The following is a 12,285-nucleotide window of genomic DNA, read 5'->3' as shown; positions in this document are numbered from 1 at the left end:
TCCACCCCTTATCCAGTGAGACGCTCACGCGCAGGATCAGCGAAGCCGCACCCGCCAAAGTGAACCCGCCGCAAAACAAAAAAGGCTCCCCGAGGGGAGCCTTTTTTCGTGTGCCTTGGGGCAACTTACGCGATGTCTTCGCGGTACTGCGGAACCGGGTTACGGAAGCTGCGGGTTACGCACGCCAGATAAACCACACCGATACCCGCCCAGATCAGGCCCAGCACCATGGAGCTTTCTTCCAGGTTCAGCCACAGCGCGCCGACGGTCAGTGCGCCGCACACCGGCAGCAGCAGGTAGGTGAAGTGGTCTTTCAGCGTCTTGTTGCGGCCTTCGCGGATCCAGAACTGCGAAATCACAGACAGGTTCACGAAGGTGAACGCCACCAGCGCACCGAAGTTAATCAGCGCGGTCGCCATCACCAGGTCGAAGTTAATCGCCATCAGCGCAATCGCGCCAACCAGCACCACGTTCAGCGCCGGGGTGCGCCATTTCGGATGCACGTAGCCAAAGAAGCGGTTCGGGAACACGCCGTCACGGCCCATCACATACATCAGACGCGCCACGCCTGCATGCGCCGCCATACCGGAAGCCAGCACGGTAATGGTGGAGAAAATCAGCGCGCCCACCTGGAAGGCTTTGCCCGCGACATACAGCATGATTTCCGGCTGAGACGCATCCGGCTCTTTAAAGCGCGAGATATCCGGGAAGTAGAGCTGGATAAAATAGGTCGAGAAAATAAAGATCAGGCCGCCAATCAGCGCGGTCAGGAAGATAGCGCGCGGGATAACGCGACCAGCGTCTTTGGTTTCTTCCGACAGGTTGCTGATGCCGTCAAAGCCGGTAAACGAGAAGCACAGAATGGTCGCCCCGGTGATCATCGGGATGACGTGCGCATTCTCAGACCAGAACGGACGGGAGCTTGCCAGCGTACCGGCGCCTTCGCCGTGAGACACGCCGTAAATCACCATGCCCAGAATCACGGCGATCAGGATAACCTGCAGCACCACGATAATGGTGTTGAAGTTCGCCACGCCTTTAAGGGTACGCATGTTGAAAACGGTCATGAACGCGACCAGCAGCACCACGAAAATCCACGACGGGATCTCCGGCACCAGCGCTTCAAAGTAAATTTTCGCCAGCAGGATGTTGATCATCGGCGCGAACAGGTAATCGAGCAGCGACGACCAGCCCACCATGAAGCCCACGGTCGGGTTAATCGCTTTCTGAGCGTATGTATAAGCGGAGCCGGCCGACGGGAAGCGGCGCACCAGTTTACCGTAGCTCAGCGCGGTAAAGAGGATGGCGACCAGCGCGAAGGCGTAGGCGGTCGGCACATGGCCATCCGTCAGGCCAGATACAATACCGAATGTATCGAACAGCGTCATAGGCTGCATATAGGCAAGGCCCATCATGACAACCGGAATCAACGTAAGCGTTTTACGTAATTCCACGCGAGAGGTTTTTGGAGTTGCATTAAGCGACATAATTATTCTCCTTTACGGTGAACATCGCCGCATAAGCGAAAAATTGCCCCATTTTCTGTATTCCTCAGCGACAACAACTGTCGGATTTTAAGTAAGTATCTATCCGGTACGAAGCCCGGCCTCTTGAATTTAATTACGATGCTCTTGACTGCAAAAAAATAACCGACGCGTTGAACGTCGGTTAATCATCTCATTTTGCAGGGCGCGTATTTTGCACCACTTTAAGGCACGATGACAAGATGTTGAGACCTTCTGTCACAATTTCTTTCTCCGCGGTGAGCGGGATAAGAAAACGGATGACGTTCGCCCGTACGCCGCAGGTCAGTAAAATCAGCCCCTGACGCCCCGCCTCCTGCACCAGTTGCTGGGTTAACTCTTTGTCAGGACGCTGGCTGTCGCGCTCATGCACCAGCTCCATCGCCACCATCGCGCCAACGCCGCGCACGTCGCCGATAAAATCATAAATTTCGGCAAACTCACGCAGGCGGTCAGTCAGCAGTTCGCCCTGCGCCACTGCCCGCTCGTTCAGCCGTTCCCGCGCGATAATATCGGTCACCGCCAGCGCGGCGGCGATGCTGACCGGCGAACCGGCGTAGGTGCCCCCAAGCCCGCCCGGCAGCGCTTTATCGAACAGCGCCTTTTTGCCCACCAGCGCCGAGAGCGGAAAACCGCCCGCCAGGCTTTTCGCCATGGTAATGAGATCCGGTTCAACGCCTGCGTGTTCGATGGCGAAAGTTTTGCCGGTGCGGCAAAAACCACTCTGGATCTCATCGACAATCAGCACAATGCCGTGCTTATCGCACAACGCGCGCAGCTGTCGCATGAATTCCGCCGACGCGGCGTAAAACCCGCCCTCGCCCTGTACCGGCTCGATAATAATGGCAGCGACTTCGTCCGGCGCGACGTCGGCGGCGAAAATCCCGGCGAGCGACGCCAGCGCCTGGGTGTCGCTTACGCCCAGGTAGGCCGCCGGATACGGCGCGTGATAGATACCCGCCGGGAACGGGCCATAACCCTTTTTATACGGCTGCACTTTACCGGTGAGCGCCATGCCAAGCAGCGTGCGGCCATGAAACGCGCCACGAAAGGCAATGACCGCCGAGCGGCCGGTCGCGATACGCGCGACCTTGATAGCGTTTTCCACCGCCTCGGCGCCGGTCGAGAGAAACAGCGTCTGGCAGGGCTCGCTGATGGGCGCAAGCGTATTCAGCCGCTCCGCAAGCTCAACGTAATTGCCGTAAGGCGTCACCTGAAAACAGGGATGCGTGAAGTTATCGAGCTGCGCTTTCACCGCGTCCATGACCGCCGGGTGGTTATGCCCGGTGTTGAGCACCGCAATCCCCGAGGCGAAATCGATATAGCGCCGCCCCTCGACATCCCAGATCTCCGCATTTTTCGCCCGCGCCACATACACCGGCAATGCGTTGCCCACGCCCTGCGGCACCGCGCGCTCACGCCTCTCCTGCCACTGCTGATTGCTTTGCATCTTTGACTCCTGTGCGCAAAAAGCCTCCGCCCGGAAAGACGGAGGCCATACTATTCTCATTGGTATGTTATGGGGCGCGCTGAAAAGCGCCTGTCGGGCGGTTCTGCATCATGAGGACGTGGCGAAAACCGCTCAAATAACGCCCGTTATCAAACCATAGCTCAAGGCGAAGGTTCCGCCAGAGCGCCCGCACGGAAAGTTGACCCGCTGCGAATGCTCAACTACAGGATCTGTATCCCGGCAAAACAGGCGAAGCACCATGGGCGTAACCACACCGCCATTGATTGGCGTATTGATGTGTCAAAGTAATCAGGAAGGACAGTTGATCCTGACGGTGGAAAATCTCTATCTGGCCCCGCTGTACCACGCAGGTGCCGTAGCGGTGCCGCTTCCTCATCATCTGGCGGACGATCCGCTCTCTCTGGCGGCGGCGTTAAAATCGCTAAGCGGCCTTTTTCTCCCCGGCAGCCCGTGCAATATCGAGCCGCACCACTACGGCGAAGAGGCGCAGGAGAGCAGTAACGATCCGGGGCGCGACAAGCTCGCGCTGATGCTCGTGCGCCATGCGCTTAACACCGGCCTGCCGCTGCTCGGCTCATGCCGCGGCGTGCATGAAATGGTGGTCGCCACCGGCGGCAAGCTCTGGCGACAGCTGCATAACGTTGAAGGGCTACGGGAACATGAAGTAAACCCGAGCGGCAGCCCGGAGGAGAAATTCGCGCCCGTCCACGGGCTTGAGATTATGTCCGGCGGCTGGCTCGACAGTTGGGTAACGCCAGGGGAGCCCGTTCGCGTGAATACGCTGCACCAACAGGGGATACGCGAGGTCGGGCCTGACGTGTTTATCGAAGCGCGCGCCGACGACGGGCTGATTGAGGCGATAAGCATTCCGGATCACCCCTTCGCCTTCGGCGTGCAGTGGCACCCGGAATGGGGCGCGCTGCGCGATGAACCGCTCTCGAAACAGATCTTCGACGCCTTTGTGGCGGCCTGCCGTGTCTGGCAGGCCGACCATCAGGCGCTTACGCCATTGGCATAACCAGCGGGTCCGGGTAGAGATACTCGAACCCCAGCTCATGACAGATCCGGTTGCCGTCGATGAGTTTGCCTTTGCTGCCCACGGGGCTGTCGCTAAAGCGCGGCGGCTCCAGGCCAAGCTGGCGCGCCATTACCGGGTAAAACTCGGCGCGTGCCGGGTGCTGCGGGGCGCACAGGTTATAAATATGGCCGCCCTTCGGCGCCTGCAAGAGGAGGCTAATGGCGCCGATCACGTCCTCAAGATGCACGAGATTGACGCCATGTCCGCCGTTTGGCGCGCTTTTACCGGCAAAGAAACGCCCCGGATGGCGCCCCGGCCCTACGAGCCCGGCGAGGCGCAGAATATCGACCGACGTGCCCGGCAGATGGTGCAGCCACTGCTCCAGCTCTTTTAACACGCGCCCGCTTTCGGTTACCGGATTGAGCGGCGATGTCTCTTTGCACAGGCCGTCCGCTTCGCCGTAGACCGAGGTAGAGCTGGTAAAAATAATACGCGGGATCTGGTGCGCCAGCGCGCTGTCGACCACCTGCTGCACTGCCTGTAAATAGTATTCGCCGTTGCCGCCGGTTCGCCGCGCGGGCAGCGTTACCACCAGCGCGTCGGCGTTAAAGAGCGCCTCCAGATCGTCGCTGTCGCACACCATTTCCGGCAGCAGCTCAAGCTGATAGCTTTCGATGCCGCACATACGCGCGGCCTCCACGCCGTCGGCGGTGGTTTTACTGCCAGCGACCTGCCAGCCACGGGCGTTAAGCGCGAGCGCCAGCGGCATCCCCAGCCATCCTAATCCGACAATCGCGACCTTTTTCATCTCGTTCTCCTGCTCCGTTTACGCCTGCGTCTTTTCAGGCTACGCCAGCCGCCGCAGGCTGACAATTCATGTAATGAATATGAAAGGTTTTAATGATGAAAAAAAGCCCTTGCCTTCTCTGCCCGGTATGGTTTACGGTTAAGACAGGTTTGAATAAGCATTCATCAAGAGAATTTTATGACACGCGTTCAGTTTAACAACCATCACCATCACCATCATCCTGATTAGTCTTTCAGGCGATGTGTGCTGGAAGACGATCGGATCTTCCAGTGGTGCATGAACGCTAAGAGAGCCCCCGGAAGATCACACTTCCGGGGGCTTTTTTTATTGGGCGTTTGCAGGCGAATTTCACGAGAAAACAAGGATAAGGCGAGATGACAGACAACAACCGTTTACGCATAGCTATTCAGAAATCAGGCCGTTTAAGCGATGATTCACGCGAACTGCTGGCCCGTTGCGGCATAAAAATTAATCTCCACACCCAGCGTCTGATTGCGCTGGCGGAGAATATGCCGATCGATATCCTGCGCGTGCGCGATGACGATATTCCGGGCCTGGTGATGGATGGCGTGGTCGATCTCGGCATCATCGGCGAAAACGTGCTGGAAGAAGAGCTGCTCACCCGCCGCGCGCAGGGCGACGACCCGCGTTACTACACGCTGCGTCGTCTCGACTTCGGCGGTTGCCGTCTCTCGCTCGCCACGCCGGTGGACGATATCTGGGAAGGCCCGGAAAGCCTGAATAACAAACGTATCGCCACGTCTTACCCGCACCTGCTCAAGCGTTATCTCGATCAGAAAGGCGTACAGTTTAAATCCTGCCTGCTGAACGGCTCGGTGGAGGTCGCCCCGCGCGCCGGGCTTGCCGACGCCATCTGCGATTTAGTCTCCACCGGCGCGACCCTTGAGGCCAACGGCCTGCGCGAAGTAGAGGTGATTTACCGCTCCAAAGCCTGTCTTATCCAGCGCGACGGCGAGATGCCTGCCGTTAAGCAGCAGCTTATCGACAAACTGCTGACCCGAATTCAGGGCGTTATCCAGGCGCGCGAATCGAAATACATCATGCTGCACGCGCCAACCGAGCGTCTTGATGAAGTGATCGCCCTGCTGCCGGGCGCAGAACGCCCGACCATTCTGCCGCTGGCGGGCGATCAGCAGCGCGTGGCGATGCATATGGTGAGTAGCGAAACCCTGTTCTGGGAAACCATGGAGAAGCTCAAGGCGCTGGGCGCAAGCTCCATTCTGGTACTGCCGATTGAGAAGATGATGGAGTAATCGCCATGACGTTTAACACGATCATCGACTGGAACACCTGTAGCGCCGCACAGCAGCGCGAGCTGCTGATGCGTCCGGCTATTTCAGCTTCAGAGAGCATTACCCGCACCGTGGCCGATATTTTAGATAACGTCAAAGCCCGGGGCGACGCGGCGCTGCGTGAATACAGCGCGAAGTTTGATAAGACCGACGTCACCGCATTGCAGGTGAGCGCGCAAGAGATTGACGCCGCCGCCGCGCGCCTTGACGACAACGTAAAACAGGCGATGGCGGTCGCGGTGGCGAACATTGAAAAATTTCACCGCGCCCAGCAGCTCGCGACGGTTGATGTGGAAACCCTGCCCGGCGTGCGCTGCCAGCAGGTGACGCGCCCCGTGGCGTCGGTCGGCCTTTATATACCTGGCGGCTCCGCGCCGCTTTTCTCCACCGTCCTGATGCTGGCGACGCCTGCGCGCATCGCGGGCTGTCAACGCGTCGTACTCTGCTCGCCCCCGCCCATCGCCGATGAAATTCTCTATGCCGCGAAGCTCTGCGGCGTGCAGGAAGTGTTTCAGGCCGGCGGCGCGCAGGCGATTGCCGCCCTCGCCTTTGGCACCGAAAGCGTGCCGAAAGTGGCCAAAATTTTCGGGCCGGGCAATGCCTTTGTGACGGAAGCCAAACGCCAGGTGAGCCAGCGTCTTGACGGCGCGGCGATTGATATGCCCGCCGGGCCTTCCGAGGTGCTGGTGATTGCCGACAGCGGCGCGACGCCGGATTTCGTCGCCTCCGATCTGCTTTCGCAGGCCGAGCACGGGCCGGATTCGCAGGTGATTTTACTGACGCCGGACGCCGCGATGGCGCAGGCGGTCGCCGACGCCACCGCCCGCCAGCTGGAGGCGCTGCCGCGCGCCGACACCGCGCGTCAGGCGCTCGCGGCAAGCCGCCTCATTGTGGCGCGCGACCTCGCGCAGTGTGTCGCTATCTCTAACCAGTATGGCCCGGAGCACCTGATTATTCAGACCCGGAATGCGCGTGAACTGGTGGACGACATCACCAGCGCCGGTTCAGTATTTTTAGGCGACTGGTCGCCGGAATCCGCAGGCGATTACGCCTCCGGCACCAACCATGTGCTGCCGACGTATGGTTACACCGCCACCTGTTCAAGCCTCGGGCTGGCGGATTTCCAGAAGCGCATGACTATCCAGGAGCTGACGCCCGCCGGGTTTTCCGCACTCGCCGACACCATCGAAACCCTGGCGGCGGCAGAACAGCTTACCGCCCACAAAAACGCCGTGACGCTGCGCGTGGCCGCCCTGAAGGAGCAAGCATGAGCATTGAAGAACTGGCGCGCGAGAACGTGCGCAATCTGACGCCCTATCAGTCTGCGCGCCGTCTCGGCGGCAATGGCGATGTCTGGCTGAACGCCAATGAATACCCGCAGGCGGTGGAATTTCAGCTCACCGCGCAGACGCTCAACCGCTACCCGGAGTGTCAGCCGAAGCAGGTTATTGAGCGTTACGCGCAGTACGCAGGCGTCAAACCGGAGCAGGTGCTGGTCAGCCGCGGCGCGGATGAAGGCATTGAACTGTTGATCCGCGCGTTCTGCGAGCCAGGCCGCGACGCGGTGCTCTACTGTCCGCCGACCTACGGCATGTATAGCGTCAGCGCCGAAACCATGGGCGTTGAGTGTCGCACCGTGCAGGCCATCGACGGCTGGCAGCTCGACCTCCCGGCTATCGCTGAACAGCTCGACGGCGTAAAAGTGATTTTCGTCTGTAGCCCCAATAACCCGACCGGCCAGTTGATCAAGGCGCAGGATCTGCGCGTGCTGCTGGAGATGACGCGCGACAACGCTATCGTAGTGGCGGATGAGGCTTATATTGAGTTTTGCCCGCAGGCGACGCTCGCCGGTTGGCTTGGCGAATACCCGCACCTGGTCGTGCTGCGCACGCTTTCCAAAGCCTTCGCGCTCGCCGGGCTGCGCTGCGGCTTTACGCTCGCCAGTGAAGAAGTCATCAACCTGCTGCTGAAAGTGATTGCGCCCTACCCGCTCTCCACGCCGGTGGCGGATATCGCCGCCCAGGCCCTGAGCCCGCAGGGCATCGCCGCGATGCGCGAACGCGTGGCGCAGGTGCTGGTTAACCGCCAGTTCCTGATTGCTGGCCTGCGCGAGACCCCGTGCGTCGAGGCGATTTTCGACAGCGAAACCAACTATGTGCTGGCGCGCATCACGGCCTCCAGCGCGGTATTTAAATCGCTGTGGGATCAGGGCATTATCTTACGAGACCAGAACAGACAACCGACACTCAGCGGGTGCCTGCGCATTACCGTCGGCACCCGTGAAGAGTGCCAGCGCGTGATTGACGCCCTGCGTGACCAACCCGGCCTTGCGGCCACGGAGCGAGTATGAGCCAGAAGTATCTCTTTATTGACCGCGACGGCACCCTGATTGCCGAGCCGCCGGAAGATTTCCAGGTGGACCGCTTTGACAAGCTCGCCTTTGAGCCGGACGCGATCCCGGTGCTGCTGCAACTGCAAAAAGCGGGCTTTAAGCTGGTGATGATCACCAATCAGGACGGCCTTGGCACCGACAGCCTGCCGCAGGCGGATTTCGACGGCCCGCATAATCTGATGATGCAGATTTTCACCTCTCAGGGCGTGCTGTTTGAAGACGTGCTGATCTGTCCGCACTTCCCGACGGACAACTGCGACTGCCGCAAGCCGAAAGTGAAGCTGGTGGAGCGTTATCTGGCGCCGGGCGTGATGGATGCGGCGAACAGCTATGTGATTGGCGACCGCGCCACCGATGTGGAGCTTGCCGATAACATGGGCATTACCGGACTGCGCTACAGCCGCGCCGACCTGAACTGGCCGGCCATCGCCGAGCGCCTGACGCGCCGCGACCGCTACGCGCACGTTGAGCGCAACACGCGTGAAACCCAGATTGACGTTAAGGTCTGGCTGGATCGCGAAGGCGGCAGCAAAATCAACACCGGCGTCGGCTTCTTTGATCATATGCTTGACCAAATCGCCACCCACGGCGGCTTTCGTATGGAAATCACGGTAAAGGGCGATCTCTATATCGACGATCACCATACCGTCGAAGATACCGGCCTGGCGCTGGGCGAAGCCCTGAAGCTCGCGCTCGGCGACAAGCGCGGCATTAACCGTTTCGGCTTCGTCCTGCCGATGGACGAATGTCTGGCGCGCTGCGCGCTCGATATTTCCGGCCGTCCGCACCTCGAATATAAAGCCGAGTTCACCTACCAGCGCGTGGGCGATCTCAGTACCGAGATGGTCGAGCACTTCTTCCGCTCGCTCTCGTACACCATGGCCGTCACGCTGCACCTGAAAACCAAAGGCAAAAACGACCACCACCGCGTGGAGAGCCTGTTTAAAGCCTTTGGCCGCACCCTGCGTCAGGCGATCCGCGTCGAAGGCGATACCCTGCCCTCATCAAAAGGAGTGCTGTGATGAACGTGGTGATTCTGGATACCGGCTGCGCGAACCTGCATTCGGTGCAGTCCGCGGTGCGCCGCCACGGCTATGAGCCCGTGGTAAGCCGCGACCCGGATCTGGTGCTGCGCGCCGATAAGCTGTTTCTGCCAGGCGTCGGCACCGCCGAGGCGGCGATGAACCAGATAATCGAGCGCGATCTGGTGGATTTAATTAAGGCCTGCACTCAGCCAGTTCTGGGGATCTGCCTTGGTATGCAACTGCTCGGCAGCCGCAGCGAAGAGAGTAACGGCGTCGACCTGCTGGGCATTATCGACCAGCCGGTGCCGAAAATGACCGATCACGGCCTGCCGCTGCCGCACATGGGCTGGAACCGCGTCTCTGCCAAAGCGGGCGACCGGCTGTTTCGCGGCATTGACGACGGCGCCTGGTTCTACTTCGTGCACAGCTACGCCATGCCGGTAAACGAGAATACGATTGCGCAGTGCCACTACGGCGAGGCATTTACCGCCGCAGTGCAGAAAGATAACTTCTGGGGGGTGCAGTTCCACCCGGAGCGTTCGGGAGCTGCGGGCGCGCAGCTGCTGAAAAACTTCCTGGAGATGTAAATGATTATTCCCGCTCTGGATTTGATTGACGGTAATGTGGTGCGCCTGCATCAGGGCGATTACGGTAAGCAGCGCGATTATGGCCGCGATCCGCTGCCGCGCCTGCAGGAGTATGAAGCGCAGGGCGCGCAGCTGCTGCACCTGGTGGATTTGACCGGCGCGAAAGATCCGGCGAAGCGCCAGATCCCGCTGATTCAAAAGCTGGTGGCAGGCGTGAACGTGCCCGTTCAGGTTGGCGGCGGCGTGCGTCGCGAAGAGGACGTGGCGGCGCTGCTGGAAGCCGGTGCGGCGCGGGTGGTGGTTGGCTCAACGGCGGTGAAAACCCCGCAAGAGGTGCAGCGCTGGTTTGCGCGTTTCGGCGCCGACGCGCTGGTGCTGGCGCTTGATGTGCGCATCGACGAGACGGGCAGCAAGCAGGTCGCCGTCAGCGGCTGGCAGGAGAACTCCGGCGTGTCGCTGGAAACGCTGGTGGAGAGCTATCTGCCGTTCGGCCTTAAACATGTGCTGTGCACGGATATCTCTCGCGACGGCACGCTGTCCGGTTCAAACGTGGCGCTGTATGAAGAAGTCTGCGCGCGTTACCCGCAGGTGGCGTTTCAGTCCTCCGGCGGCATCGGCGAGCTTTCGGATATCCGCGCGCTGCGCGGCAGCGGTGTGGGCGGCGTGATCGTTGGCCGCGCGCTGCTGGAAGGCAAATTTAACGTAACGGAGGCGATCCAATGCTGGCAAAACGGATAATTCCCTGTCTTGACGTGCGCGACGGGCAGGTCGTCAAAGGGGTACAGTTTCGCAATCACGAAATCATTGGCGACATCGTGCCGCTCGCGAAACGCTATGCCGAAGAAGGCGCCGATGAGCTGGTATTCTACGATATCACCGCCTCCAGCGACGGTCGTGTGGTTGATAAAAGCTGGGTGACCCGCGTCGCGGAAGTTATCGATATCCCCTTCTGCGTGGCGGGCGGCATTAAAACGCTGGACGACGCGGCGCAAATCCTCTCTTTCGGTGCGGACAAAATTTCCGTCAACTCCCCGGCGCTGGCGGACCCGACGCTTATCACCCGTCTTGCGGATCGCTTCGGCGTGCAGTGCATCGTGGTCGGCATCGATACCTGGTTTGACGAGCAGACCGGCAAATATCACGTCAACCAGTACACCGGCGATGAGAGCCGCACCCGCGTCACCCAGTGGGAAACGCTGGAGTGGGTCAAGGAAGTACAGCAGCGCGGCGCGGGCGAAATCGTGTTGAATATGATGAACCAGGACGGCGTGCGTAACGGCTATGACCTTGTGCAGCTCAAAAAAGTGCGCGAGGCGTGCCGCGTGCCGCTCATTGCCTCTGGCGGCGCGGGCACGATGGAACATTTCCTTGAGGCGTTCCGCGAGGCGAACGTCGACGGCGCGCTGGCCGCGTCGGTGTTCCACAAACAGATTATTAATATTGGCGAGCTGAAAACGTTTCTGGCTCAGCAAGGCGTGGAGATACGGGTGTGTTAACAGAACAACAGCGGGCCCAACTGGACTGGGCGAAAACGGACGGACTGCTGCCAGTCGTGGTGCAACATGCGGTTTCCGGCGAAGTGTTGATGCTGGGATATATGAATGAAGACGCGCTGCGCGAAACCGAGCAGCGCGGCAAAGTGACGTTTTTCTCACGTACTAAAGGACGCCTGTGGACCAAAGGCGAGACGTCCGGTCATTTTCTCAATGTTGTCAGCATCACGCCGGACTGTGATAACGATACGCTGCTGGTGCTGGCAGACCCGATTGGCCCGACCTGCCATCTCGGCACTTCCAGTTGCTTTGGCGACGCGCACCACCAGTGGCATTTTCTGTACCAGCTCGAAGAGCTGCTGGCCGCGCGGAAAACCGCCTCGCCGGACAGCTCTTACACCGCGAAGCTCTACGCCAGCGGCACCAAGCGCATCGCGCAGAAAGTCGGTGAAGAAGGCGTGGAAACGGCGCTTGCCGCCACCGTTCGCGATCGTGACGAGCTGGTGAATGAAGCATCTGACCTGGTTTATCACCTGCTGGTACTGCTACAGGATCAGGAGCTCGATTTAAGCGCGGTGATTGAAAACCTGCGAGGAAGGCATAAATAAGCCCCGGTTAACATGCAATAAAAAAGGCCGCGTGATGCGGCCTTTTT

13 protein-coding genes and 1 other annotated feature are annotated in these 12,285 nt (G+C 59.9%); of the genes, 10 read left to right on the top strand and 3 right to left on the bottom strand.

All coding sequences use genetic code 11. From position 1 onward, the window contains the following. Positions 1 to 125: 125 nt before the first annotated feature. Together AFK63_RS05565 and gabT are read right to left on the bottom strand one after the other, a co-directional pair. Positions 126 to 1,487, bottom strand: coding sequence for an APC family permease (locus tag AFK63_RS05565; protein WP_038862037.1), 1,362 nt, complete (start codon positions 1,485 to 1,487; stop codon positions 126 to 128). Between the two features lie 190 nt (positions 1,488 to 1,677). Next, positions 1,678 to 2,973: a 4-aminobutyrate--2-oxoglutarate transaminase gene (gabT, locus tag AFK63_RS05560; protein WP_038862036.1), complete on the bottom strand. Its 1,296-nt coding sequence runs from the start codon at positions 2,971 to 2,973 to the stop codon at positions 1,678 to 1,680. A 259-nt stretch (positions 2,974 to 3,232) separates the two neighbouring features. Here gabT and AFK63_RS05555 point away from each other — a divergent pair, with 259 nt between their 5' ends. Next, a complete protein-coding gene (locus AFK63_RS05555; RefSeq protein WP_038862033.1) occupies positions 3,233 to 4,012 on the top strand; it encodes a gamma-glutamyl-gamma-aminobutyrate hydrolase family protein in 780 nt (259 codons plus the stop codon). Here the strand turns inward: AFK63_RS05555 and AFK63_RS05550 are convergent. Then, complete coding sequence (locus AFK63_RS05550; RefSeq protein ID WP_038862031.1) at positions 3,996 to 4,820, bottom strand: SDR family oxidoreductase; 825 nt, start codon at positions 4,818 to 4,820, stop codon at positions 3,996 to 3,998. The two genes, AFK63_RS05555 and AFK63_RS05550, sit on opposite strands and share 17 nt — an antisense overlap. Before the next feature lie 177 nt (positions 4,821 to 4,997). Between AFK63_RS05550 and hisL the strand changes: the two genes are divergently transcribed. The 9 genes from hisL (at position 4,998) to hisIE (ending at position 12,238) form a co-directional block, all read left to right on the top strand. Beyond that, positions 4,998 to 5,048, top strand: a complete 51-nt coding sequence (gene hisL, locus AFK63_RS21160; RefSeq protein WP_071601073.1) for a his operon leader peptide — start codon at positions 4,998 to 5,000, stop codon at positions 5,046 to 5,048. Beyond that, positions 5,024 to 5,147, top strand: a sequence feature (His leader region). Its footprint overlaps the gene before it by 25 nt. A gap of 47 nt (positions 5,148 to 5,194) precedes the next feature. Continuing rightward, positions 5,195 to 6,094 (top strand): ATP phosphoribosyltransferase, encoded by a 900-nt coding sequence (hisG, locus tag AFK63_RS05545; protein ID WP_038862029.1) that lies wholly within the window; start codon positions 5,195 to 5,197, stop codon positions 6,092 to 6,094. Positions 6,095 to 6,099: 5 nt separating this feature from the next. Then, entirely contained in the window at positions 6,100 to 7,404 is a 1,305-nt protein-coding gene (hisD, locus tag AFK63_RS05540) for a histidinol dehydrogenase (RefSeq protein ID WP_038862026.1), read from the top strand. Then, complete coding sequence (hisC, locus tag AFK63_RS05535) at positions 7,401 to 8,483, top strand: histidinol-phosphate transaminase (RefSeq protein ID WP_038862024.1); 1,083 nt, start codon at positions 7,401 to 7,403, stop codon at positions 8,481 to 8,483. The genes hisD and hisC overlap by 4 nt, the downstream gene beginning before the upstream one ends. Continuing rightward, positions 8,480 to 9,547, top strand: coding sequence for a bifunctional histidinol-phosphatase/imidazoleglycerol-phosphate dehydratase HisB (hisB, locus tag AFK63_RS05530; protein WP_038862022.1), 1,068 nt, complete (start codon positions 8,480 to 8,482; stop codon positions 9,545 to 9,547). The genes hisC and hisB overlap by 4 nt, the downstream gene beginning before the upstream one ends. Beyond that, entirely contained in the window at positions 9,547 to 10,137 is a 591-nt protein-coding gene (gene hisH / locus AFK63_RS05525) for an imidazole glycerol phosphate synthase subunit HisH (protein ID WP_038862021.1), read from the top strand. Before hisB ends, hisH begins: the two co-directional genes overlap by 1 nt. Further along, on the top strand, positions 10,138 to 10,875 hold the full coding sequence (gene hisA, locus AFK63_RS05520; RefSeq protein WP_038862019.1) for a 1-(5-phosphoribosyl)-5-[(5-phosphoribosylamino)methylideneamino]imidazole-4-carboxamide isomerase: 738 nt from the start codon (positions 10,138 to 10,140) through the stop codon (positions 10,873 to 10,875). Continuing rightward, entirely contained in the window at positions 10,857 to 11,633 is a 777-nt protein-coding gene (hisF, locus tag AFK63_RS05515) for an imidazole glycerol phosphate synthase subunit HisF (protein ID WP_038862016.1), read from the top strand. Before hisA ends, hisF begins: the two co-directional genes overlap by 19 nt. Continuing rightward, positions 11,627 to 12,238, top strand: a complete 612-nt coding sequence (hisIE, locus tag AFK63_RS05510; RefSeq protein ID WP_038862014.1) for a bifunctional phosphoribosyl-AMP cyclohydrolase/phosphoribosyl-ATP diphosphatase HisIE — start codon at positions 11,627 to 11,629, stop codon at positions 12,236 to 12,238. Before hisF ends, hisIE begins: the two co-directional genes overlap by 7 nt. Positions 12,239 to 12,285 lie beyond the last annotated feature (47 nt).

The sequence above is a fragment of the Cronobacter muytjensii ATCC 51329 genome (assembly GCF_001277195.1).
Classification (GTDB): domain Bacteria; phylum Pseudomonadota; class Gammaproteobacteria; order Enterobacterales; family Enterobacteriaceae; genus Cronobacter; species Cronobacter muytjensii.
The sequence above is the reverse complement of the archived record's forward strand: the minus strand, read 5'-3'. Positions and strand labels throughout refer to the sequence as shown.

What these genes read in the sequence shown, in the direction of transcription:
- hisB (WP_038862022.1), top strand. Translation starts at nt 8,480, where the DNA reads ATGAGCCAGAAGTATCTCTTTATTGACCGCGACGGCACCCTGATTGCC.
- hisF (WP_038862016.1), top strand. Translation starts at nt 10,857, where the DNA reads ATGCTGGCAAAACGGATAATTCCCTGTCTTGACGTGCGCGACGGGCAG.
- hisC (WP_038862024.1), top strand. Translation starts at nt 7,401, where the DNA reads ATGAGCATTGAAGAACTGGCGCGCGAGAACGTGCGCAATCTGACGCCC.
- hisD (WP_038862026.1), top strand. Translation starts at nt 6,100, where the DNA reads ATGACGTTTAACACGATCATCGACTGGAACACCTGTAGCGCCGCACAG.
- hisG (WP_038862029.1), top strand. Translation starts at nt 5,195, where the DNA reads ATGACAGACAACAACCGTTTACGCATAGCTATTCAGAAATCAGGCCGT.
- hisA (WP_038862019.1), top strand. Translation starts at nt 10,138, where the DNA reads ATGATTATTCCCGCTCTGGATTTGATTGACGGTAATGTGGTGCGCCTG.
- AFK63_RS05550 (WP_038862031.1), bottom strand. Translation starts at nt 4,820, where the DNA reads ATGAAAAAGGTCGCGATTGTCGGATTAGGATGGCTGGGGATGCCGCTG.
- hisH (WP_038862021.1), top strand. Translation starts at nt 9,547, where the DNA reads ATGAACGTGGTGATTCTGGATACCGGCTGCGCGAACCTGCATTCGGTG.
- AFK63_RS05555 (WP_038862033.1), top strand. Translation starts at nt 3,233, where the DNA reads ATGGGCGTAACCACACCGCCATTGATTGGCGTATTGATGTGTCAAAGT.
- AFK63_RS05565 (WP_038862037.1), bottom strand. Translation starts at nt 1,487, where the DNA reads ATGTCGCTTAATGCAACTCCAAAAACCTCTCGCGTGGAATTACGTAAA.
- gabT (WP_038862036.1), bottom strand. Translation starts at nt 2,973, where the DNA reads ATGCAAAGCAATCAGCAGTGGCAGGAGAGGCGTGAGCGCGCGGTGCCG.